Annotated in this window: 25 protein-coding genes and 1 pseudogene; 1 reads left to right on the top strand and 25 read right to left on the bottom strand. The window is 41.0% G+C overall.

Translation table 11 applies throughout. The annotated features are described in order from the left end of the window. Window positions 1-95: 95 nt before the first annotated feature. From AC3E6G_RS03210 to AC3E6G_RS03100, 23 genes and pseudogenes are all read right to left on the bottom strand, one after another. Window positions 96-638 (bottom strand): GNAT family N-acetyltransferase, encoded by a 543-nt coding sequence (locus AC3E6G_RS03210; RefSeq protein WP_490700446.1) that lies wholly within the window; start codon window positions 636-638, stop codon window positions 96-98. A gap of 25 nt (window positions 639-663) precedes the next feature. Further along, window positions 664-984, bottom strand: a complete 321-nt coding sequence (locus tag AC3E6G_RS03205) for a TfoX/Sxy family protein (RefSeq protein WP_061564069.1) — start codon at window positions 982-984, stop codon at window positions 664-666. Between the two features lie 5 nt (window positions 985-989). Then, a complete protein-coding gene (locus AC3E6G_RS03200) occupies window positions 990-1730 on the bottom strand; it encodes a CPBP family intramembrane glutamic endopeptidase (RefSeq protein ID WP_490700445.1) in 741 nt (246 codons plus the stop codon). A gap of 180 nt (window positions 1731-1910) precedes the next feature. Next, on the bottom strand, window positions 1911-2519 hold the full coding sequence (locus tag AC3E6G_RS03195; RefSeq protein ID WP_490700444.1) for a Type 1 glutamine amidotransferase-like domain-containing protein: 609 nt from the start codon (window positions 2517-2519) through the stop codon (window positions 1911-1913). 57 nt (window positions 2520-2576) lie between these two features. Beyond that, entirely contained in the window at window positions 2577-3005 is a 429-nt protein-coding gene (aac(6'), locus tag AC3E6G_RS03190; protein WP_490700443.1) for an aminoglycoside 6'-N-acetyltransferase, read from the bottom strand. Between the two features lie 581 nt (window positions 3006-3586). Beyond that, entirely contained in the window at window positions 3587-4078 is a 492-nt protein-coding gene (locus tag AC3E6G_RS03185; RefSeq protein ID WP_490700442.1) for a nucleotidyltransferase, read from the bottom strand. Between the two features lie 73 nt (window positions 4079-4151). After that, window positions 4152-4556, bottom strand: a complete 405-nt coding sequence (locus tag AC3E6G_RS03180) for an ADP-ribosylglycohydrolase family protein (RefSeq protein ID WP_490700441.1) — start codon at window positions 4554-4556, stop codon at window positions 4152-4154. Window positions 4557-4596: 40 nt separating this feature from the next. After that, window positions 4597-5214 (bottom strand): SAP domain-containing protein, encoded by a 618-nt coding sequence (locus tag AC3E6G_RS03175; protein ID WP_049518197.1) that lies wholly within the window; start codon window positions 5212-5214, stop codon window positions 4597-4599. A 104-nt stretch (window positions 5215-5318) separates the two neighbouring features. Then, entirely contained in the window at window positions 5319-5447 is a 129-nt protein-coding gene (locus tag AC3E6G_RS03170; RefSeq protein ID WP_080983022.1) for an ADP-ribosylglycohydrolase, read from the bottom strand. 73 nt (window positions 5448-5520) lie between these two features. Further along, window positions 5521-5799: pseudogene (locus AC3E6G_RS03165) on the bottom strand (hypothetical protein); the annotation flags it as partial. 112 nt (window positions 5800-5911) lie between these two features. After that, the gene (locus AC3E6G_RS03160; protein WP_414288600.1) at window positions 5912-6322 is read right to left on the bottom strand and encodes a DUF7668 domain-containing protein; all 411 of its coding nucleotides are present in this window, start codon (window positions 6320-6322) and stop codon (window positions 5912-5914) included. A gap of 371 nt (window positions 6323-6693) precedes the next feature. Then, complete coding sequence (gene rlmD / locus AC3E6G_RS03155) at window positions 6694-8055, bottom strand: 23S rRNA (uracil(1939)-C(5))-methyltransferase RlmD (protein WP_490700440.1); 1362 nt, start codon at window positions 8053-8055, stop codon at window positions 6694-6696. 64 nt (window positions 8056-8119) lie between these two features. After that, window positions 8120-9445 (bottom strand): LCP family protein, encoded by a 1326-nt coding sequence (locus AC3E6G_RS03150; RefSeq protein WP_125330028.1) that lies wholly within the window; start codon window positions 9443-9445, stop codon window positions 8120-8122. Further along, a complete protein-coding gene (gene pheA / locus AC3E6G_RS03145; RefSeq protein ID WP_490700439.1) occupies window positions 9442-10296 on the bottom strand; it encodes a prephenate dehydratase in 855 nt (284 codons plus the stop codon). Before pheA ends, AC3E6G_RS03150 begins: the two co-directional genes overlap by 4 nt. Next, window positions 10287-10772, bottom strand: a complete 486-nt coding sequence (locus AC3E6G_RS03140; RefSeq protein WP_125330030.1) for a shikimate kinase — start codon at window positions 10770-10772, stop codon at window positions 10287-10289. Before AC3E6G_RS03140 ends, pheA begins: the two co-directional genes overlap by 10 nt. After that, the gene (gene aroA / locus AC3E6G_RS03135; protein ID WP_125330031.1) at window positions 10765-12048 is read right to left on the bottom strand and encodes a 3-phosphoshikimate 1-carboxyvinyltransferase; all 1284 of its coding nucleotides are present in this window, start codon (window positions 12046-12048) and stop codon (window positions 10765-10767) included. Before aroA ends, AC3E6G_RS03140 begins: the two co-directional genes overlap by 8 nt. A gap of 116 nt (window positions 12049-12164) precedes the next feature. After that, window positions 12165-12503, bottom strand: coding sequence for a YlbF/YmcA family competence regulator (locus AC3E6G_RS03130; protein WP_061564079.1), 339 nt, complete (start codon window positions 12501-12503; stop codon window positions 12165-12167). Window positions 12504-12602: 99 nt separating this feature from the next. After that, on the bottom strand, window positions 12603-13709 hold the full coding sequence (locus tag AC3E6G_RS03125) for a prephenate dehydrogenase (RefSeq protein WP_125330032.1): 1107 nt from the start codon (window positions 13707-13709) through the stop codon (window positions 12603-12605). 12 nt (window positions 13710-13721) lie between these two features. Continuing rightward, entirely contained in the window at window positions 13722-14888 is a 1167-nt protein-coding gene (gene aroC, locus AC3E6G_RS03120) for a chorismate synthase (protein WP_285338744.1), read from the bottom strand. 20 nt (window positions 14889-14908) lie between these two features. Continuing rightward, window positions 14909-15973 (bottom strand): 3-dehydroquinate synthase, encoded by a 1065-nt coding sequence (gene aroB / locus AC3E6G_RS03115; protein WP_125330034.1) that lies wholly within the window; start codon window positions 15971-15973, stop codon window positions 14909-14911. Window positions 15974-16074: 101 nt separating this feature from the next. Then, entirely contained in the window at window positions 16075-16950 is an 876-nt protein-coding gene (gene aroE / locus AC3E6G_RS03110; protein ID WP_061564083.1) for a shikimate dehydrogenase, read from the bottom strand. Next, window positions 16940-17617 (bottom strand): type I 3-dehydroquinate dehydratase, encoded by a 678-nt coding sequence (aroD, locus tag AC3E6G_RS03105; RefSeq protein WP_048716962.1) that lies wholly within the window; start codon window positions 17615-17617, stop codon window positions 16940-16942. The genes aroE and aroD overlap by 11 nt, the downstream gene beginning before the upstream one ends. Then, the gene (locus AC3E6G_RS03100; RefSeq protein ID WP_125330037.1) at window positions 17614-18777 is read right to left on the bottom strand and encodes a class I SAM-dependent rRNA methyltransferase; all 1164 of its coding nucleotides are present in this window, start codon (window positions 18775-18777) and stop codon (window positions 17614-17616) included. The genes aroD and AC3E6G_RS03100 overlap by 4 nt, the downstream gene beginning before the upstream one ends. Window positions 18778-19019: 242 nt before the next feature. Here AC3E6G_RS03100 and AC3E6G_RS03095 point away from each other — a divergent pair, with 242 nt between their 5' ends. Continuing rightward, on the top strand, window positions 19020-21206 hold the full coding sequence (locus AC3E6G_RS03095) for an LTA synthase family protein (protein ID WP_285338743.1): 2187 nt from the start codon (window positions 19020-19022) through the stop codon (window positions 21204-21206). Between the two features lie 183 nt (window positions 21207-21389). Here AC3E6G_RS03095 and pulA read toward each other — a convergent pair whose 3' ends face one another. Then, a complete protein-coding gene (gene pulA / locus AC3E6G_RS03090) occupies window positions 21390-23687 on the bottom strand; it encodes a type I pullulanase (protein WP_285338492.1) in 2298 nt (765 codons plus the stop codon). A gap of 76 nt (window positions 23688-23763) precedes the next feature. Next, window positions 23764-24732, bottom strand: a complete 969-nt coding sequence (locus AC3E6G_RS03085) for a diacylglycerol kinase family lipid kinase (protein ID WP_125336048.1) — start codon at window positions 24730-24732, stop codon at window positions 23764-23766. Window positions 24733-24734 lie beyond the last annotated feature (2 nt).

The following is a 24734-nucleotide window of genomic DNA, read 5'->3' as shown; positions in this document are numbered from 1 at the left end:
CTCGTTGCAGTTACACACAAATTTTCTTCTATTTCTTTTAGAAATTTATAAATTCATTTTACTCGTTAAAAGGGGTTAGCTCGACAAACTGGGATTTACTGAATTGAAATCCACTCTGCCTTTGATAGACAGGTTATGTGTTCTGTGCGAAGAACACCTTCCAATGCGCATGGAACCTTCTCTTTTGTATGATGATAACGGAACCCACATTTTTCCTGGACTCTCTTTGACTTTGTATTGCCGTCAAAATAACCGCACCACATTTTCTCCAGATTCAAGTCATCAAATGCATGTCTCATTATCTCATGAACTGCTTCTGGTATCAGCCCCTGACCCCAATACGGAACCCCAATCCAGTAGCCAATCTCAGCCTCAGTATCAGGAATACCTATATTACTTGCAGAACCAATCATCAATCCTATGCTCCCCACTGGTTGCATCGTTTCTTTTAAAACTACAGCGTATGTCTCAGGTGAGGAAAAAACACTTTTTATAATCTCCCTACTGTTTTCAACACTAGTATGTACAGGCCAACCTGCAATTGGACCAACCTCTGGATTACTGGCATATTGAAATAAATCATTGGCATCTTTTTCTTCCCATGGGCGAAGAATCAATCTTTCCGTTTCTAAAATCATTTTTTCTCCACAAATTCCAATTGAATTATTTATTTTTCTTTGGTTTGGGTGCAGGTAATTCATCATACATTGAATTGAATAAGCCAGTCAAAAAATCTTTGTTGTCAACATCATCTACCAACAGCATTTCCTTTGCTCCATCATATGGTAACTCATACTTTGCATTTGGCATATATGCTATTGCAGATTTAACAGGCTTCACTAAAAATCTATCATCATAAATTCCACCTATGATTTTCCCACGATAATAAACAATATATTCGCCCATCATTGATCTATATGTTATTTCTTCCAACTCGGATAGTTGTTCTAATATGAAATTTAAGTATTCCTTACTTGAAGCCATTTTTTCTACCTGCTTTCCTTACTAATTCTATTACTTGCTAATATTGTATAAATTAAATAAGCTATAAAAATGATAATAAAAGTAAGATTAATCTTCAACACAAAATAGAGATTTAACAAATTTGCGAACGCATGAAATAATATACAGTATCTCACAGATTCCGTTTGACGGTATAGAAGTCCTAAAACAAAACTTAAAAATAATGTATATATAAAAAATAAAATAAAAGGAAATCCTTGATGACTTTCTCCTACTATAAACCATAAAGGCAGATGCCAAATCGCCCAAATTAATCCTACAATCAAATTAGATTGCCAATATGTATATTTTTTATCAAGTAAGGGTTGTAATATACCTCTCCACCCTAATTCTTCATGTCCACCACCAAAAATAATTAATTGAATAAAGAATAGTGGCATCAAATAAATTGATAGTCCGTTTAATTCTAAGGAAGATACAGAGAATAGTATCAAAATTGCCAACAAATGAATAATGAAATAAATACTACTATTTTCTTTCTTACTAAATACAAAATGTTTAAATTTTATATTATTTCTTTTCAAATATAAGCCACTTGCAATTGCTGGTCCAAGTGCACCTACTATGTGTAACATTCTCCCTATAATTGTTTCTAATCCCAAAATATGAGATTGAGTAAAGATGGCAAGAATCCCCCAAGCTATATAAGTAATTCCAAATGTAATATAAAGATAATTTTTTAAATTCCTTTTATCAATTTCTGTCATTTTATCTTCCTTATTTTTATTATTCTATGTATAATATTTTTTTCTGCTTCTTAGTTGCTCTCGATTATAACTACCTATATTCTATCACAAAAATGCAAAAAAAAGCCCTATAATCAAGGCTTTTCATTATTCATTTTGTTAATACTTTAGTTTCGTAGATTCAGATTCGCATGATTAAAACTAGTCAATTTTCTCTATGATATTTCCAAGTTTATCCAATACAAGACAGGAATGATCATTTAGTGGAATTATGGGAACATTAACGAGTTCTTCAGCTCTATCCTTATTAGCTTTATCATTCCATGAATCATAATGGACACTAATTAAAAACTGACTAAAGAGTCCTAATCCATTCTTTATCTTTATCTGATGATCTGAATGATCATTAGGTGAGATATAGACCTTTTCTCCTAATAATAGGGCTCCTGCAGAAAATCCCATAACTTTTGCCCCTTTATTCAGCATATGCTTGATATAATTTTTGAACTCTTGATTGACATAAGTAGCTAGATACTTTTCTGTATTTCCACCACCGATGATAATGACATCAGCATCTATATAGCTATCAAAATCAATCTGCTCAGTGTCCAAGAGTAAGTAATCAGTGTTTAGGTTAGGAAAGTGGCTTTGGAAAACTTCCGTGTACTTTTTCATATACGGTTTCCAATTGTCTCGATAAACTGTAAAAATGACAATTCTTTCGATCTTCCTTGATGACACAATTTTATTAACAATCGTATGGTTCTTTATCGGCGGATTTCCACCCATCAAAAAAATTTGTTCGTCCAATCTTTCACACTTTCTAAAGATACATAAAGTTTAAACAAGTTTATTCTCGTTTCGAAATTATAATTTTTTCTTAAAATGAATAATTCTATTTGCCTCCTGAAATCCAATATTGAGATGAAATCTTATAGAATCCGTATTTGTTAAAGTACAGTCACTTGCAAATTCCTTACATCCTTTATTTTTCGCCCATTCCTCACATTTTGTACAGAGATTTTTAGCAATATCCTTTAAACGATATTCCTCATCGACAATAATCCCTTCTAAGAATCCAACAGGACTATATTTACAACCTTCAACATAATCAAATCTGAGTGAACATAGTGCTAACCCTACAATTGTGTCACCTTTAACTTCTGTAAAGATTGCAGTATTTTTGCCATTCGTATATTTTTTTACTTCATCAATAGCTTCTTTATCTGTCAATTGGGGCCATAATTGTTTCATTAGTTTAGCCGTTTTTATAGAATCTTTTGTTATTCCATCCATATTGATATTCCTCCGCAAATTACAAGCAAATGTTTCGAATCATGCTGTTACTTTGTTACTCATTGATTGATACCAATACCATCCCCTTCTACTTTTCGCTGTCTCAGATAGGAAGAGCAGAGACACGCAATCAGCGGCTCGGACTTACCGTATCATTTCGTCGGTTTCCCTCCTCATTCTACGAGTCCTATCCCATGGGCGGAACATCTACTTCTACTTTGTTGATGCCACAACTCGTACAAGCAGTGATACCACCTCAACATGTGGTAATATGCTGCTTTTATACTAATAAACAAAATCATTTTAAAATGATACTGTGGAACGGAAAGATTTTCACCAGTTCCAAAAGAAACGACATTCATCACTCCACTTTAAATTATAATAGATAATTCTCTAACATAGATCATCTAATTAGCAAATCGTTACTTTCAATAATGGATATCCTGATCTAAATTTTAAAATGTTGTTTCCTTACTAATTCTATTACTCGCCAATATTGTATAAATTAAATAAGCAATAAAAATGATAATAAAAATAACATAGCAGCCAGTCTTACAATTTACTACTTTTTATATGATAATTTACAAATGTCTTTCCAGCCACTCGATCTTTTTAAAATCCTTATTGTTATTGTGAGCATTTCGATAGGAGTCTTGAGAAGAAGCTTTGTAAATACTTAGATACTGCTCCAGACTTGGAAGACGAAAAGTGATGCCTTCAATGTTAATAAGCTCTATATCCGATTCCGAAACTCCTGCAAAATCAAGTAAGGAATCGATACTTCCAAATTCAACACTCACTCTATCCTTTTGGAATTCATGCTCATGAATATCTATTAAGACGTAGCCTAAGTCTTTCAACACTTTCATTATCTTGTCCCAGTCATAAATTCTGAGATGATCAGGTGCTTCCCAACCTCTAGCGTCACCAGGCACATGAATGTCAATGTCAGACGGCCCCCAATTTTCTTTCGTTCTATACTCCAATCCTAAAGAACCCATCAGTGTCGGTGTAATTCCGACTCGATTTAAATGGAAACAAATGGTTTTAAATTCTTCAAATAAGAGACTCATGTTTACTCTAATCCTTTCATATAAATGTTCGTTTACACTTTAGTTACCTAGATCAAGATTTAGATAATGAAAACTAGTCAATTTTCTCAATAATGTTTCCAAGTTTATCTAATACAAGACAGGAATAGTCATTTAGTGGGATTATGTGAACATTAACGAGTTCTTCAGCAGCACAGGGAGAAACACGCATAGCAGATCCATTTCCAAAGCTATTGTAAGGATCACGATTGTCACTATTGATCCAACTACTAAACCGAGCACCGTAGCCCGCATCGGGATACATTTTTCCATATTTCTTCATGGCGTCAATAAAGTCATCTTTCTGACCACCATTCATGATTGCTTCTGCGACGGCGCAGGTCATAACAGTATCATCTGTGAAAAAACAATCCTCACGAAATAAGGGAAAATCCTTCGTTTTAATATTGTTCCATTCGTAAACTGAACCTACAATGTCTCCAATAATTGCTCCTAGCATGGTATTCCTCCTTACGAAATATTGGTTTAGACTGACATTTCTACTTGCCATACTCTTTTATTTTATCAACATATTCGGTTAAAAGATTCTTTGAGTAAATTTTTTCATTTTTTGAATTTCTAACTTCTTTCCAAAGAATAGAAGCAACTTTTAATTTGTTTGAGTAGTTGCGACTATTTTCGTCTGCACAGAAATCCTTTAGAAATTGATTCCATTGACAAACCGAATGGTCATACTTAGCATAGTCTGAGTTTCCATAATAAACTTTTAGCATATCTTGGATTGTAAAACTCAAATCATTTTCTCTTTTTACTTTTCTCCAAGCAGTCGCCATATCAGCAGTAAATTTAAAGGGCGAAACATCTGTTAAAGTTGAGAAATATTCTCTAAAGTGTGCATTAAAGGAGAATCCGCATTCAAGTAAGGGCGTATCTAAGGTAACGACTTCTACTAGTTTCTTATTTCTTTTTGTTGATGATTTTTTAATCAAATTTCCCTTAAAGTACTGCTCAATAATATCATTGAGTTCTTGTTTTGTACCTCTATTTTCAAGCCCTAATGACTTGCATATCTGTGAAAGTTCATCACGATACCAGTAGTATTTATTAAACTCATCAAAGGATGATATTTTTTCAAACACAGGTCTGCTTTCTATCAATATAACACCTCCTTAAAAACAGTTTAGGTTTTCATCTCAAAATAATGGAGTTTTAGTTTCTTTATTTTGAGGATTAACTACGTTTCACTAACAAACTCACACACTCAGCGGTTCGAACTTACCGTATCATCCGTGAAAAAACAATCCTCACAAAATAAAGGAAAATCCTTCGTTTTGATATTGTTCCATCCGTAAACTGAACCTACAATGTCTCCAGTAATTGCTCCTAGCATAAGATTCTTCCTTCAAAATACGGGTTTAGACTGACATTTCTACTTGTCATACTCATCTATTTTATCAGCATATATCGTGTTTAATGGATAGAATTGTAATATCTTTCCAAACAATGATCACATTTTCCTCAGAATTAAACGAAAATCTAGATAAAGGCACAACGTTTCCGTTATAAATAATTTCCATATAATTCGACAAGTGTTTGGGGTTCACATACTCCACTTCAAACCCATCTTCTATTTCTAAGGTATATCCAGGTATTTGAGAAACAAAGTCTTTTCCATCTTCTAAAAAATCAAACACGACAAAATCTTTAGAATGATCATTTTGGCACAATTCCAATAGATACATCTTTCATTCTCCCAATATTTGAAAAACTAACCGATATTTTAAGCAACTTACAATCAAATTATCTAGCCTTAATATACGCATTTATCATATATCGAAGATAATTAAGTTTGGTTTATCCAGGATCTACATCTATAGAAGTTATTTTATAACCATCCTCTTGGTATAAAAATTCTAATTGTAGGGTTAAATCTACTAATTCAGAATCGGAGGTCATCTGATATTCAACAGCAAAGCCAGTTTGATCATTAAATTCATAAACTTGTAATTGAGAATACTCATAATTCGGATGGAAATTACATTCTACACCATATTCATCAATTTTATCAAAATCATTTAATTGTAATGACTCGTCGATATATTCAAGTAACTCTTTTACATCATCAACTTCTGAACCATCAACACAATCCATAATATCTCTATAATTATTTAGATGAATTGCTCTTAAAATCTTTTTAAGTGCTTCAATTACTTTTTCTTCATTTTGGTAGTTTTCTTTGTACTCAAAATCATCGAATATTCCCATGATAATAATTCCTTTTTTTGTAATCAAGTTTAAATCTTATGAAAATAAAAAATGTTTCTCAAACAAGCTTACACACTCGGCGGTTCGGACTTACCGTATCATTTCGTCAGTCCCCTCCTCATTCTACGAGTCCTATCGCATGGGCAGATTATTTACTTCTACTTCGCTGATTCCTCAGCTCGTACAAGTAATGATACTGCCTCAACGTGGTGCGTTTGTGGACTCAAAAGGTTCAGTGAACCTTTTGAGGATTAACTGCGTTTCACCAACAAGCTTACACATTCAGCGGTTCGCTGTTACCGTATCGTTTCGTCGTAAACTCCTTACTCTACGACAGCTATCCCATGGGCGGAGCATCTACTTCTACTATGCTACTTCGTAGCTCGTACAAGTAGTGATACCGCCTCAACATGATGCGTTTGCGGAAACAGATCCACCGGTTGGACTTTCTTCAATTCATAACCCAACTCTTGGTAGAGTTTGATATCACGCGCCATAGTAGCGACGTTACAGGAAATATAAGCGATGCGGTCAGCGCCTGTTTGGGCACTTGCTTTGATAAAGCTTTCGGTCAAGCCCTTGCGTGGTGGGTCGACCAGGATAGCAGTTGGTTGGATGCCTTCCTTGAGCCAATTCTTCATAGCATTTTCAGCTGTATCACAGACATAGTGGGCATTTGTGATGCCGTTTAATCTAGCATTCTTCTGGCTATTCTCCACAGCTTCAGGGATGACTTCTACGCCATAGACTTCCTTGACGTGCTTGGCAACGGATAAGCCAATGGTCCCAATTCCGGAGTAGGCATCAATCACGACATCGTCTTCTGTTAACTCCGCAAAGTCAATGGCTGTCTGATAGAGCTTCTCTGCCATTTCGGTATTGACCTGGTAAAAGGCTGGTCCAGAGATTAGGAAGCTATTGCCCAACATTTGGTCGGTAATATAGTCTTGACCGTAGAGAAGCCGCCATTCTTTTCCAAAAATGGCATTGGTATTCTGATCGTTGATATTTTGCATAACAGATTTGATGGCTGGGAATTGCTTGATCAACTGCTCGATCAACTGGTCCACACGGAAAACCTTGGGACGAGTGGTGACCAAAATGACCATGATTTCTCCTGAATGGTGACCTCGGCGGACCACAAGATTGCGAATCAAGCCAGATTGTTCCTTTTCATCATAAGGCTTGAGGTCAAACCGACGAATCAAATCTCGAAGAGCCAAGACCACTTGGTCAATGACTGGATCTTGGATATAGAAATCTTCAATCGGCATCAAATCATGAGAGTTCTTGCGAAAGAAGCCTGTCTCCACCTGACCATTGACACGACGAACAGGCACCTGGGCCTTGTTACGATACTGGACGGGATGGTCCATCCCCAAGGTCAGGGGCACTTCGATATCAGAGATTCCTACCATCTTGTAGAGACTATCCTTGACCTGTTTGGCCTTGAATTTCAGCTGCTCCGGATAAGCCAGGTGGCCCAAGTCCGCAATGCCGCTTCGCAAGTAAGCCAGGTCCAGTTCCTCATTGCGGTGAGGAGATTTTTCCAAGTACTCCTCTACTTTTCCGTAGCCGATCTTCTTGTTGACCTTGAGCACGCGCATGCGGATGACTTCTCCTGGCAGGGCATTCTCCACAAAAAAGACCAGGCCATCGACCTTAGCCACTCCTGCTCCTTCGTGGGTCAAATCGACAATCTCAACGTCTACAATTTCATTTTTCTTTAACATGGTGTTCTATCTTTCTACAAATTAAAAGGGATGGAGTTTTCAAAACTCCTATCCCTTAATTATATCATCTTAAGCCCATTTGGGACAATTTCTTTTTATAAGCATCGAAATCGACCAGCAAGCCTTGACCACCATACATATCGTAGGCATCGACCCAATCCCCATTTTCTGGGATGGTGATGCGTTCAATCCCCTTGCTGGCGCTTCCGACTAAGCCAATCCCATTGGTCAATAGGAAAGAGAAGGGGACATTGGTTGAGGTCATAGCAAAGACCTTTCCTAGTGCTTCAGATCCAGTAAAGAGCTTGGTTGGATCCTTGATTTGGTGCACAATGGCAGACATGACTTCTTGTTGGCGTCTTGTCCGGCCAAAGTCACCCTCATCATCCTTCCGGAAACGAGCATAGTTGAGAAGGGTCCGGCCGTCCATCCGTTGTTTTCCGACCTTAATAGTCTGATTCGGAACGACCCCATCCTTCATATTCAAGTCATCAGGAACTTCAACCTCAGAGACGGTTTCACCATCAATGGTGGAGAACTGAGCATTCATCTCCACCCCATTCGGGAAGAGAGTGTCAATCGCTGTCGCAAAGGTTTGGAAATCGACCATGGCATAGTATTGGATATCAATGTCAAAGTTATCTTTGAGCATTTGACGGACCAACTCCGCCCCTTGGTTGTTATTCTGCTCTCCAATGGTGAAGGCCGTATTCAACTTCTGGTCATAGTAATCTTGATATTCTGGATCCGTTTGTTGGCTCACGCCATCGATATGAACCAGAGTATCCCGCATGAAACTGACCATTTTCACCTTGCCGTCCTTGTTGTTGACATTGACCACCATGATGGAGTCCGTTCGCGTCTCAGACGAGCTTTCCCCGATCCGACCATCTGTTCCCAAGATCAGGATATTGACTCCGTCTTTGGTCTTCTGGCCGTTAAAATACTCTTTAACAGCTGGTTGGGCATTGGTCCCACCGGGTTTGCTATTCAAACCTTTGAGAAACATAAAGACCATACCACCAAGAACCAATAAGAAGATGATGGCAATCCATTTTAAAATACGTTTGAAGCGAATTTTGCTACCTTTCTTCCGTTTGGGAAGGGGTGCTACTTCCTCTCGATTCTTTTTATTGGATTTGGATTTGTCCTTCCGGCTACGTGATGGATAGACTGGTAATTCGTCAGAATTGTCTTCCCCTCTACTTGAAAGAGCAACAAATTCCTCTGCTCTTGCTGAAACGGTGTTTTCTTGGAAATGTCCCTCTGATTTATTTTTTAGGTACTTGTATTCCAACTGCTCTTTTTCATTCAGGTAATGGTAGTTGGAATAAAGATAATCCAATCTCTTTTGTTCATGATAGGATAGTTTTTCTGATTCTCTACTCATACGTTCTCCGTTTTATTGTCGTTTAGCACATAGACCCAATAGTGGCCCAAGGTTTTGATGGATACTCCTAGGGACTCCAGTTCTTGATAGGCAGAAGCAAAGAGTGATTCGTCAGCATCTACCACATCGATGATAAAAAAATATTCCCCTAGGGCCGTCTTCAATGGACGACTCTCAATTTTTGTTAAATTTAATTCTCTTGAAGCAAATGTAGATAGGGCCTGGCATAAGGAGCCCGCAATATTACTTGGTAAGGTAATAGCCAGACTATCCTTGCGGGCAACTTTCTTCAAGGAGCGACTGCCTTCAAAAGGCCGCTGACCAAGAATCCAAAAGCGGGTATAATTCTGATCCATCTCTTGAATGTTACTCGCTAACACTTCCAGACCATATTCATCTTTGGCCTCCAAAGGCGCAATGGCTGCGATAGGAAGTTCCGGATGTTGAGAGACATATCGAGCCGCATAGGAAGTCGAAGTTGTCATCTCTAGTCTGGCTTGAGGGAAATGCTCCTGGACATAGGCTTTCCCTTGGGCTAATGCTTGAGGATGCGAATAGATCACTTCAATGGCTTGATCCTGCTTAACTGCTAAGAGTTGTTGCTTAATAGGATAGACCACTTCTGCAATAGCTTGGAAACGAGCCTGGTGAAAGAGGTAGTCAATCGTCTCATGGACACTACCTTCGATAGAGTTCTCAACAGGGATAACCGCATAATCTACTTGGTCGGACTCATAAGCTTTGATCACTTCTGTGATAGACCCGTAAGGGCATAAGGTAGCCTCTTCAAAACTTTCAAGAGCTACATGGTGGGTAAAGGATCCCTTAGGACCGAGATAAGCTACAAGCATCGGATGATCTCCACAATTTCTTCTGGTGTCTTATCAGCAACATCAATCACATGTGTGGCTACTTCTTCATATAGGGGCAGGCGTTGCTCATACAAGGCACGAAACTCTTCTGGTTTTTTATTAAGAAAGAGGGGGCGCTTAGTTGCAGGATCGGCAGCCAGTCTTTGATAAAGCCGCTCAAAATCAATTCGTAAATAAATATTACAAGGATTCTTCTTGAGAAGCTTGCGATTTTCTGGTTTCAGGACAATCCCTCCACCAGTTGAAATGACCGAGCTCTCTTGATTGAGTAACTCATGCAACAAAAGCGACTCTTGCTGGCGAAAACTGTCTTCTCCATAGCGAGCAAAATAGTTAGAAATCGGCATTTCTAAGCGTTGGACCAAGAGTTCATCCATATCTGCAAAAGCTGGGTCCAATAAAGAGCCAATGGTTGTTTTCCCTGCTCCCATAAAGCCGAGTAGTACTTTAGGCATGAGACACCTTTTCTAAATCTGCGAAGAAGGTAGGATAGCTGGTATTAATAGCTTCAGCACGCGCAAGCTCCACTTCACCATCGCTTACAAGCAAGGCTGCAATAGCTCCCATCATGCCAATCCGGTGGTCACCAAAGGTTTGCAGACTAGCACCATGCAAAGGTGTTTTCCCTTCAATGATCATACCATCCTCTGTTGGAGTGATGGAAGCCCCCATGGCATTTAGACTATCCGCCACGACTTGAATGCGATCCGTTTCTTTAACTTTTAATTCTTCAGCATCTTTGATAATGGTTTTCCCAGAAGCTTGGGTTGCCAAAAGAGCAATGATTGGAAGCTCATCAATCAAGCGAGGAATCAAATCACCCGAAATTTCTGTTCCATGGAGGTCGGAAGTCTCTACGACAAGCGTCGCAGCCTTAGCAAGGGGATCAACATCCAAGATTTGAAGCTTGCCTCCCATTTTTTTAATAACCTCTAGAATACCTGTACGAGTCTCATTGATGCCAACATTCTCTAGACGAATCTGACTATTAGGAACAATCAAACCAGCTACCAACCAAAAGGCTGCACTGGAAATATCACCTGGAACCGTAACCTCACAGGCTTGGAAGCTTTGAGGCCCACGCAGGCGAATTTCCTTGCCCTTCACGCTGATATGGCCACCGAACTGCTGGATCATATCTTCGGTGTGATTCCGTGTCAGTTCCTTCTCTAGAATGACTGACTCCCCTTCTGCTTGCATGGCAGCAAATAGAAGTGCTGACTTGACCTGAGCAGAGGCTACCGGTAATGAATAATGGATTGGTTGTAACTCTTTTGTCCCATGAAGGTGAAGAGGAAGCATGTCTCGCTCAGTTTGCCCCTGAACAGTGACTCCCATCTCTCGAAGGGGGATCGCCACCCGATCCATTGGTCGTTTGGACAAGCTATCATCTCCAACCATGGTGACTGGGAATGGACTTCCTGCTAAGACACCCGCTATCAATCGAGTGGAGGTGCCTGAGTTCCCCATATCCAGATTATTCTTAGGTTGTTGAAAGGCTTCGAAGCCTTTTCCCTCGATGGTGATCACTTGACCATCATCTTGGATAGAAACGCCTAGGTCTCTAAATACTTGAATAGTGGATAAGACATCTTCACCACGTAGGATATCATAGACCTTAGTGGTTCCATGCGCAAGGCTACCAAAGATAATCGAACGATGACTGATCGATTTATCCCCCGGAACACGAATGATTCCATTTAAACCCTTACAATTGGTTTGTAATTTCATGGCTTACCCCTTCAAGCTTTTCTAAAAATTCTACCATAAAAAACAGCCATTTTCAACGTTCAGTCAGAAGCTCCCCTAAGATGGAGAGAAAAAGAGGTGGGCTCTCCACCTCTCCCTTATTTAAATAAATCCTGAACTGGATCAAAAATAATCCGTTCAATATCTCCTAGATAAACAGACAATTGCTGTTGTTTGGTGAAAAACTCATTTACAATTGGGTTTCCTTGTAACTTCCCAGCAAAGTCCTGCATTTTCTTTTGTTGGTCTTCAGTTGGCATTTGTCCAGACTGGATGACTCCATGAATTTCTTGTTGGAAAGCCAGGTAGTCACCGAATAATGCTTTTGCATCGGCATCGGCATCAATGGCTTCCTTACTAGCAAGGACAGCCTTGTATTCTGGTAAGTCACGAATTCCTCGTGACAATTCATTGGCTAGATCATAAATGTTTGACATGTGATTTCTCCTTAACAATTTGGTTTTGTTCTATTATACAAAGATTCTGGTACAACTTGTGTTAGAAACTGCTATTTTTGTAAAAATCCTACTTGGGACCTATTTGATCACTACGCTATAATCCGTTTTCTCGGTGATCAGAGCTTCGGCCCGTGCTTGATCTGCAGCTGTCTTAAAGGAAATCTGAAGAATTCCGTAGACATCTTCCCGGTTTTCCTCATTGATGTGAATATTGACCAAGGAGGTACCACGAAGCAATTCGAGGATCCGAAGGATGACATCTTCTTCGTCTGGAACATCCACAAAAATATCGAAGGTGCTTTCCACCCCTCCTCTTTTATGGATCTGCATATGTTGCCGTTGCTCTCGACTATGGTCAAAGAAGGCCCAAATGGCATCTTCTTGTCCTTGGCGAATCATATCAGCAACTTGCTCAAGACGATCCTTAAAATCCGCTATCCGATCAAGAACCGAAGCTGGATTAGATAGCAAAACTGAGGTCCACATACTTGGCTCACTCTCCGCAATCCGCGTCATATCACGAAATCCTCCTGCAGCAAAGCGACCTGCTAGGGCATGCTCTTCTGTATAAGCAGCTGCTTGTCCCATCAGGGTAGCCGCCAATACGTGAGGAAAGTGGCTGATCTGAGAAGTAACCCGATCGTGTTCCATTGGATCTACCTCGATGAAACGGGCTCCAAGCCCTGAGAGGAGATCCTTCAATTCCAAGACCGCACTTGAGTCTGTCGTAGCTGTTGGCGTAAAAATATAGTAGGCATTTTCAAAGAGGGTGGAGTCAGCTGAGGCAGCTCCCGTCTTATGACTCCCCGCCATGGGATGCCCGCCGACAAAACGGACTGGGAGATGTCTAAAAGCATTTTCGCCAGCTTCTACAATGGCCCCCTTGGTAGAGCCCACATCTGTCACAATGACTCCTTCTTTCAGTGGCATTCTCGCCAGTTGCTGAAAGGTTTGGATGGTTTGCTTGACGGGCAAAGAGACGATGATAACATCTGCACGACTAGCAAATGCTTCAATATCAGCCGTCACCTCATCCACTAAGCCATTCTTAAGTGCAATATCCCGTGAGGCCTGACTGCGATTATAGCCTAGTAAAGTCACTTGCGGATGAGCTTTCCGGATCCCCATGGCTAACGAAGCGCCAATCAGTCCTAGACCGACGATATAAACAACCTTTTCTTCCATCTATTTCTCCAGTTAGAAAGCTTTGGTATAGGCCCGATGACGCTCGACAGCCTCCTTCAATTCTTCCAGATTATCAGAAGAGAACTTGTCCAAGACTTCTGTGGCTAAAACCGTTGCCACCACAGCTTCCATGACAACTCCTGCAGCCGGAAGTGCTGTTGGATCACTCCGCTCTACCGTTGCCTTATACGGTTTGTGCGTTTCAGTATCGACACTCATGAGGGGTTTATAAAGGGTTGGGATTGGTTTCATAACACCACGGACGATAATCGGCTCTCCATTGGTCATACCGCCTTCAAATCCACCCAGATGATTGGTTCGACGAGTATACCCATCCTGCTCAGACCAGAGAATTTCGTCCATGACTTGACTGCCTTTTCGACGACCTGCTTCAAAGCCTAGCCCGAACTCTACACCTTTAAAGGCATTGATAGAGACAACCCCTTGAGCGATCTTGGCATCCAATTTCTTATCCCATTGGACAAAAGAACCCAGACCGACAGGCACACCACCTACAATCGTTTCGACGATCCCTCCGATGGTTTCCCCTTCTTTCTTCACGCTATCGATATAGGCCTTGATTTCCTCTTCTCGCTCTCGATTAACGATGGAAACTTCTGATTGAGCGACCGCTTCCTTGATTTGGGAAACTGTTAGATTTTCCGGAACCTCTACTTCGATGCCACCGAAATTGACGATATGGCTAGCTACTTGAACCCCAATCTCTTCCAATAGACGTTTGGCTACTGCACCAACTGCCACTCGCATGGTTGTTTCCCGAGCGGATGAGCGTTCCAAAGAATTTCGTAAGTCATCGAAACGGTACTTGATTCCGCCGACCAAATCAGCGTGGCCTGGACGAGGCTTGGTAATTTTCCGGAGCCCCTTCTTCTTTTCCTCCACATCACTGACAGACATGATCTCCAGCCATTTTTGATGGTCTAGATTGGTGACATTCAAAGTGATAGGACCTCCCATGGTCAAGCCATGGCGAACACCAGAGGTGATCTCGACTTGATCGCTTTCAATCTTCATCCGTGCTCCACGACCGTAGCCACCCTGGCGACGTTTTAGTTCGACGTTGATATAATCAGCTGTCAAAGGGAGCCCTGCTGGCACTCCTTCGATAATAGCTGTAAGTCGAGGTCCGTGTGATTCTCCTGCTGTTAAATAACGCATGGTATCTCCTTTGTCGCTTTCTAGTGTAAGAAGTCTCTCATTTCTTCCAACGGAACTGGATGGATTTGACAAGTCCCAATTTCAGGTACCAAAACGAGTTTCAATTGATTGCCCCTCGCCTTCTTGTCCAAGGTCAAGGCCTGATAAAGCTTTTCCTTATCCCAAGTATGGAATTCTACTGGTAAGCCAAATTTTTGACACATTTGGCAAATAGCCTGCGTTAAACCGGCTTGAACCAATCCCTTGGCTTCTGCAACCTTAGTAACTTGCACCATTCCTATCGCAACGGCTTCTCCGTGCATGACCTGGCCATAACCGGCTGTTGCTTCGATCGCATGACCAAGGGTATGACCGAAATTCAAATAAAGACGAATGCCCTGGTCTAACTCATCTTCGACGACCATCTTGCGCTTGACTTGACAGGAATGGGCAATCAGGGATTCTGCATGCTCATAAATAGACTCAATGGAGCCATCCATTTGATCCAGTTCTTCCCATAAGGCAGGATCTTCGATGAGACCGTACTTAATGACTTCCCCCATGCCCTCGATCAACTCGCGCTTGCCAAGAGTCCGCAGCACTTCAGGGTCAATCAATACCCCATCCGGTTGGGCAAAAGTTCCTACCATGTTCTTTGCATAGAGTGTATTGACTCCGGTCTTACCTCCGATAGAGGAGTCAACCTGAGCCGTCAAACTAGTCGGTACTTGGACGAAATGAATCCCCCGCATATAGGTGGAAGCCACAAAGCCTGCTAGATCACCGACAACACCACCCCCAAGAGCGAGAATGCCGTCTGATCGTGTCATCCCATTTTTCGCTAAAAATTCATAGACTTTCTGAACGGTCGTCAGATTTTTACTAGCTTCTCCTTCTAGGAACTCATAGCTAATCACTGTAAATCCTTCACTTTCAAGGCTTTTTACCACCTGACTTGCATAAAGAGACCCTACATGGTTGTCTGTTATGATTGCTACTTTTTGAGCTTTCCATAATTGACTGAGCCAGGTTCCAACCTTTTGGATCGCTCCATTCTCAATGACAATCTCATAACCATTCTTTGGTAGATCTACATTCACCTTCATAAGGATCTCCTTTCAAATCAATGTGAAAAAGATTACAATTTCACTATTGTATAAAAATAGAAAACAGAGCATACTTGATTAAGTTTTTCTGTTTTCTTCCATCATTTTTCTAATACATAATCTGGGTATTCCAATTTCAAAGCTTGCCAGACTTCCTCTTCTGGGAATGTTTTATCCGTCATCAGTTCAAAGGCAACAGCAGCTTGATGGAAGAGCATTCCCAAGCCATTTAAGGTTTGCGCCCCTTGTTCTTCAGCTAATTGAAGAAATGGTGTCTTGGCAGGAAAATAAGCTAAATCAGCCACTAGACAACCTTTAGGAAAGCTAAACTCTTTCGGAATAGGGAGAGAAGACCCGTCCATTCCTATTCCTGTAGCATTGATCAATAAATCCGTCCCCTCTATCGTTGCATTCAACTGATCCCGACTGGATAAGTCATGAAGGACAATTGAAACATCAAGAGTTTCGGATAGTGGAGCAAAGATAGCCTGATACTTATCTAAACTTTCTGGACGAACAAATAAATGAATCTCGCCAACTCCTTGCCGAATAGCCTCTACAACAATAGCAGTCGCAGCACCACCCGCACCTAAAAGAACGAGTTTCTTATTCATTATCGAAAAAGTCTTAGGAAGACTCTTTAGAAAACCAAGTCCGTCTGTGTTGTAGCCTGTTAAACGACCATCTTTCTGAACAATCGTATTGACCGAACCAATAAGCTGTGCGCTTCCATCTACCTGATCTAAAAATGGCAAGACCTTTTTCTTGTAAGGCATGGAAATATTAGCGCCCAACATATCCAGTACCCGTAACTGTTGAAGACTTTGTTCGACTTGTTCTTCTTCCACTTCCCAAGCAAGATAGACTACATTGGTCGCGGTTAGTTGATAAGCCTGATTGTGAATAAAGGGTGAGATACTATGACGAATGGGCTTGGCAATCACGGCCGCCATTCGCGTATAGCCATCAATCTTCATCTAAGATCTCCCGAATCTTGTGCATGCTGGACAAGCTAATTTGTCCTGGTGCACTTTCCACTCCTACACTAGCATAGGACCAAACAGAACCAGTTAAATCGGCAGCGATGCGAGAGATTCGGCCGATTTTCCCCATAGAAATGGTAACGAACTCTTGTTCTGGATTTAGCGTCTTAAAGCCACGTGTATAGTTCATTAGGTCCAGAACATCCTGCTCGGTATGAGCCATCACTGATACCTTGACCAATTTCGGTGTAAAGCTGGTTAATTCAGACATAATCTCCATCATATTCTCAGGAGTTTCCTGGAAATTATGGTAGCTTAAGCAAAGATTGGAATAATCCATCATCTGATTAAATTCGGCCTGATGACCAAAGTACTCAAAATCGACATAATCCGGATGGTAGATGTTGTTGATATCATGGATAAGCGCTACGTACTCTTCACCAGAAAGCTCAATTTCTCCTCCCTGCTCCCGTGTCCGTAGCGTAAATAAAATTTCACGCCCTGCAAATTTTTCAAAGATGGCAGGCGCCACTTGTAAGATATCATTCTTATCCAAATAATCCGCACGCCATTCAATGACATCTGCATCCTGATAACGACTGGCATCAATGGCCTGTGCTTCTTCAAAATTTCTTGGCATTACAGAAACGACTAATTTCATTGATCCACCTTAATCGTAAAAACTTTCAAGTAATTACTACTTTCTTCCCTTTCATTGTATCGAAAATCAGCTGGAAGTCCCACTTCACTGATAAAGCGATGCTTTTGGCCTTTGAAGCCCTTTTCAATTTCTTTCTTAAATTTATCCCGACTGACATTGGCAGCATTCGTACTTGCAATCAAAATACCTTTTGGTTTCAAGATCTCTAGGGACTGCTCGATTAGTTTGTGGTAATCCTTCGCAACTGAGAAGATACGCTTCTTATTGCGAGCAAAACTCGGAGGATCTAAAACGATCACATCATAAGTCAAGCCATGACGCTTGGCATACTTATAATAATCAAAAACATCCATGACGATAAAGCGGTGCTGGTCCAATGCTAGACCATTTGCCACAAAATGAGCTTCAGATAGTTCGCGACTCCGCTTGGCCAGATCAACAGAGGTTGTTTCTACTGCTCCGCCCATGGCCGCTGCTACCGAAAAAGCCGCCGTGTAGGAAAACATATTGAGTAAGGATTTACCTGCAGCTAAGCCATCTACTAAGCTAGCACGCACATCGTGTTGGTCCAAGAAAATTCCTGTCATCAAGCCATCATTCAGAAAGACTTGGTAGCGAACGCCGTTTTCCAAAATCAAAAACTGCTCTGGAGCTTCTTGACCAAAAAGATGGGCTGACTCGTAACCTGGATCCTTGAAACGGATTTTTTCATATCCTCCCAAGACCTCTGGAAAAACTTCTTGAAAAGCTGCAACAAGCAACTCTCTGATTTGATAAACAAAGGCATTATAGATGGAAAAGACAGCATAATCTCCATAGAGATCAATGGTTAAGCCACCAAATCCGTCGCCTTCTTGATTAAAAATTCTAAAAGCTGTATCCAATTCCGACTGATAATAAGACTGGCGCTTGGACTTGGCCTTAGCAAATAGCTGACTAAAGTAAGCCTGATCCAAGGTGATTTTCTTGGTAGAAATGACCCAACCAAGACCCTTGTTTTGCTCTGAAAGATAGCCTGTCCCTAAAAAATGACCCGAAGCTGTGACCAGCTCAACCACCTCATTGTCAAAGGGGAGTTGCCCAAAATCACTCTTCTCTAAAATCTTATAACCTTTATGGATTTTTTTCTCAACTTGTCGGTTAATTGTCAGCTTTTTCATACTTCTATTGTATCAAAATTTTCAAAAATTCACAAAGTCTCCCACTTAAGAATCCTATTATTAAGGAAGTATTCACCATCTTTTTAAACAATCGCACTTCTTTTGTTTAGCTAATGATTACCAATATCAATCATACTCTTTTTTAACATCATTATTTACTTGCTTTATTTTCAAAACGTTTTAAATTATGGTATACTGTTGTAAGAAAATTTTTAGGAAATAAGGCAAGGAAGTATATTTTTGTGAAAAAAATTACCAAAACGATACTCGATGCTATGAGTACCAGACTAGGATTTGTCTTTACCCTACTGTTGCTTTATTGGTTTAAAACCATGTGGGCCTATGCAGTAGACTTTAATCTAGATATTCAAGGCTTTTATCAGGTTTTTCTTGCAGTGATTAACCCGATTCCACTCAGCCTCTTATTCATCGGTCTCGCTTTTTATATTAAGAGAACCAAACTCTTTTACATGCTATCTTTTAGCATCTATGTTATTTTATTTATCTGGTTGATTTCCAACTCGATTTATTATCGTGAGTTTACAGACTTCGTAACAGTCAACACCATGCTGGCATCTAGTAAAGTTTCTGCCGGTCTTGGAGCTGCAGCCTTAGAATTGTTCCGTCCCTGGGATATTATCTATGTTTTAGACTTCCCGATTCTAGCTTTCCTCTTCTTAAAGAAATTGGTCAAACTAGATCGCCGTCCCTTTAACAAACGGGCAAGTTTTGCAGTGACTTCGCTCTCTGCTATGCTCTTCTCGGCCAATCTTTTCTTGGCGGAGATTGACCGTCCGGAATTGTTAACGCGTGGCTTCTCCAACTACTATGTGGTTCGTGCGCTTGGTTTACCTGCCTTTTTGGGTTACAGTGCCAACCAGACCTACATGGCCAATAAAGAACGCTCAAAGGCTTCTGAGGTTGACTTGAAGCCAGTTGAAGAGTATGTTGCTAGCCATTATGCTCAACCAAACCCTGAAACCTTTGGTCTCGCCAAGGGACGAAATGTTATCTATATCCATTTGGAAAGCTTCCAACAATTCTTGATCGACTATAAATTGAAAGTCGATGGCAAAGAATACGAAGTGACCCCTTTTATCAACTCGCTCTACCATTCAAACGAAACCTTTTCATTTGCCAATGTCTTTAACCAGGTAAAAGCTGGCAAAACATCGGATGCAGAGACCATGATTGAAACGGGCTTGTTCGGTTTGAACCAAGGTTCCTTTATGGTGAACTACGGTGGGACCAATACTCAGCAAGCAGCTCCTTTCATTCTTTCAAAGAATGGCTACCAATCCAGTGCTGTTTTCCACGGAAATGCCGGAAGCTTCTGGAACCGTAATACAGCCTACAAACAATGGGGATACCATTACTTCTTTGATGCCTCTTATTTTACCAAGCAAGATGATACCAACTCCTTCCAGTATGGACTCAACGACAAGATCATGTTGAAGGATTCTATCAAGTACTTGGAACACATGCAACAACCGTTTTATACTAAGTTCATTACCGTTTCCAACCACTATCCTTATACGACGAGTCTGATTGGTGACGAAATTGGCTTCCCTCTTGCAGAAACCCAAGATGAAACGATTAATGGCTATTTTGCAACAGCCAATTATCTTGATTCATCCATCAAGGCCTTCTTCGATTATCTAAAGGCATCTGGCTTATACGAAAATTCTATTATCGTTCTTTATGGAGACCACTACGGTATTTCTAATTCTCGCAATCCAGCTCTAGCTCCTTTGCTTGATAAGAACTCTGAGACTTGGTCAAGTTATGATAATGCTATGTTGCAACGGGTACCTTATATGGTGGTCGTGCCTGGCATGAACAAGGGGAAAGTCATTGAGACCTATGGTGGAGAGATTGATATGCTTCCAACATTGGAACACTTGTTAGGAATTGATTCTAAGAACTTCCTTCAAGTGGGTCAAGACTTGTTATCTCCAAATCATAGCCAAATCGTAGCTTTCCGTTCTGCTAACTACTTTGTGACTCCTGAGTATACAAGTTACAGTGGCCGGACCTATTACACCAAGACTGGTGAAGAAATCACCAATCCAGACGAATCAACGAAAGAGCAACTGGATAAAATCCGTGAGGCAGCTAATTTACAACTCAAGATTAGTGATAGTATCCAAACGGGGGACCTCTTACGATTCTACACTGGAAATGATCTTGGTAAAGTCAACCCGGATGACTACTCCTACAACAACTCGATGAAAGCATTGAAGAAAATTGAAAAAGAAAAAGGGAATTCCTCAACCAGCCTCTATAGCCAAAAAGGCAATCAATCAACGGTTGATCTCTTCAAAGCACCAAGCTATAAAGATCTCCACCCTGAACAGTTCAGTTCTTCTTCTTCGAGTGAGGATTCCAACTCAAGTAGTTCTAGCTCATCTTCATCAGAAAAAAAATGAGAGTGGGACAGAAATCGGTAATTCGTTAGAATTCGATTTCGTCGTCCCACCTCCGCACAGTTGAGTAGGGCTGTAAAAGCTGATGAAATCAGCGTAGTAGAGCCCACTCAACCACTGCGTCTTGCTCGACAATCCAAAGACAATTGAGAGGCTAGGACTTTTGTCCCAGCCTCATTTTTTTATTTATTTCTTCCATTCAAATATGGAAGCTGTTAAATTCTCAACATAGAATGGACGTTTATTTCGACTATTTCCAACAAGGAGCTCAAGATGATCTGCATTCTGGAGATAGAATGGTAGTCCACTGGTGTTAAAAATGACATAGTAGTGTTTGTCCCAATTTAATTCAAAGACAACAACACCACTGCCCATATCTGCTGTATGCACGAAGACATGTTGATAAATCTCCTCATAAGATTCGAGGGACAAGGCAGGTAGGGTCTTCTTCAAATGAATGATTTGACGCACATATTCGATTGTATCCTTGTTGACAGATACTAAATCCCAATCGACTTGGTTGACGGCATCTGGCGCATTATAGGAATTCATAGCCCGTTCTCGATCTTGAGGTGTCACTTCCCCATCTTCGCCCGTTGCAACTAGTTTGGTTCGTAGGAACTCTTGTCCAACCTGCATAAAGGCCATCCCTTGGAAGAGGAGATTCATGGCTGTCGCCATTTCTACCTGCTTCTTAATTTTTTCCTGAGAATCATTTGGGTGGACATAAGAAAGTAAATCGTAGAGGTTATAGTTGTCATGGGCTTCTACATAGTTGAGGACCTGGCTTGGAGTTAGGAAGGATCCCAACTCTGCACTTCCAAGTACGGAGCGCGCAATGATATCTTCTGTAGACTTGCGACTGACATACCCACGTTTGATGGATCCGAAGACTTCAGCTCCCTTTATGGCATCTCGAGAGGTATCATTAAAGAAACCGACTTGGGCCATTTGATAAGCATTGTCCTTTTTGGCCTTATCTTCTGGAGCCAATCCTGTCCCCATATCCCAACCTTCTCCATAAAGGAGAATCCGTGGATCAATTGCGTCCATGGCTTCACGGATTTCATTCATAGTATCCACATCGTGAATCCCCATTAAGTCAAAGCGGAAACCGTCAATCTTATATTCTGTTACCCAATACGTCAAGGAATCAATCATGAATTTGCGGTACATCTCATGCTCACTGGCCGTCTCATTCCCAACTCCTGTACCATTTTGGAAGGATCCATTTGGATTCATCCGGTAGTAATAATCAGGAACGGTTGTTTGGAAAGCTCCATCTTCTGTCGAATAGATATGATTATAGACCACATCCATGACTACCGAAATACCCGCTTCATGATAGGCGTGTATCATTTCTTTTAACTCACGCATGGTGGTCTTAGGATCGTGAGGTTTGGTCGAGTAACTAGTCTCTGGAGCAGAGTAATTCTGCACATCATAGCCCCAATTGTAGAGGACATTCCCGTCTTCATCATAGGTCTTATAGCGGTCGGTCACTGGTTGCAGTTGGACCACATTGACCCCTAATTCCTTGATATAGTCAAAGGCTGTGGCATCCCCTTGGGCGTTCTTCGTCCCAGTCTGGTAAGCTCCTCGGTAGGTTCCTCGATAGGCTTCATCCACACCGGAAGTCGGAGAGATGGTCAAATCCCGGACGTGCATTTCATAAACAACCGCCTGACAAGGATTATCCAGACGCCAGTCAGCCTTTTCATAAGCTTCTGACTGAAAGGCAGGGAAGATGCAATCCTGATGAGAAAGAATGGCAGACTTTTTCCCATTTTCACTGGTAGCGATCGTATAAGGATCACGCGCAATCTCTGTATGGTAATCAAAATAAACCTTATACTGATAGGCTAGTCCACTGAGGTTTCCCATGACATCTGCATACCAGACACCACAGTTATTGCGAACATGGTCGCTAGATTCTCTCAGACCACGAACCATTGGGACAATCTTCCAGACCTTGCTGTCATTGGCTACAGAATCATAGATGAGAAGGTCTACTTTATTGGCAGTAGGCGCCCAAAGTTTAAAGCGGTAATCATCATCTTGCTGGCGATATCCCAACCAACCCTGATAGCCCCATTTGGCATCAAATTCTTGATAGTGCGTCGCCATATCAAAAGCGCGTGGCTTCCGACGGCTGTATTCATGACTGGTCATTGCAGCCTGCAAGGAATAATAAACGGTGTCATCTCCTTGAATCAACCAGACTTCCCGCACTTTCCCTTCTGGTAAAAGCTCAATATGGTATTCATCCGACTGACTAAGCCAGTTTCCTTCCTTGATGATGACATGGCCACTGTGTTGAGGTGTCTCACAGTTATAAACTAGGAGCCCCTCAACTCCAAAATAATCGAGCTTGGAGAAAGAGACTTCCTCTCCCCATACTCCTTCATGCCACTTCCACATATCACGGGCAAAATAATCACCTACGGGATGATGGTAGTGGATTTTCACTTGATACTGATGCATCGTATTGTATTTCCTATTTCCTAATTAACTATGTATGAAGAAACTGGCATTACCCACTCTCAGCAATGATTCTCCATTATTCTTCTGATTTATATTCTGAACGGACCAGAGCATCGTCATTAATTTCATCGATGTTGGCAAAAAATTCTAAGTGATTGTGGAAAACTTCCAGTTCTACCGGTGTATCTCCGCCGTATTCGCCATCTAAATTAATCTTGAACTCTTCTTTCTGATCCAAAACTTCAATTTTTAATTTAGAGGTCTTGAGGTATTCAATATTTGAATCATTAACGTGTTTCCCACCATTTACAGCTTGCATAATGAGAGACAGCATTTCAAATAATTTAGCTGTTTTGACTAAGATCAAGGTAAAGTTCCCATCATCAAGTTTAGCATCTGGTGCCACACTTTCAAAACCACCGATTGAATTGGTCAAAGCCACGAAGACAAGCGAAACTGGTCCAACATAGACCCCATTGTCGTGTTCAATCCGTACCTTGCGGGTTTTATTTTTAGGAAATTTTTTCACAGCTTCGGCCACATAAGCAAAGTAGCCATAGCGTGATTTCACTTCACTTGGAACGCTAAAGGTTAATTCGGACAAGGTTCCTGCGGCAGCAATATTGATAAAATATTTACTTCCGTAAGCACGGCCAATGTCCATTTGAATAGTTTGGTTCTTCTCAATGATCCGTGCAGCTGCGACTGGGTCTCCCATCGGAATCTTCAGAGCACGTGCGTAATCATTGGTTGTACCAGTAGGTATAAAAGCCATTTTTGGACGATGTTCAAGGCTAGCAACCCCATTGACCACCTCATTAATGGTTCCATCTCCTCCAGCAGCAACGATCAAATCAAAACCGGCTTTTGCAGCTCGCTCTGCTTCTAACTGGGCTGATAAGGGCTCAGGAGTGGTCTGATAGGCACTTGTTTCGTAGCCTACATCCTCTAACACATCCAAGACTTCTGCGATGTTCTTTTTAATGATTTCCTGACCAGAAGTCGGATTATATATCACTCGTGCTTTTTTAATCTTATTTTCCATAC

Source organism: Streptococcus sp. SCPM-O-B-23252 (M501) (genome assembly GCF_058200355.1).
The sequence above is the reverse complement of the archived record's forward strand: the minus strand, read 5'-3'. Positions and strand labels throughout refer to the sequence as shown.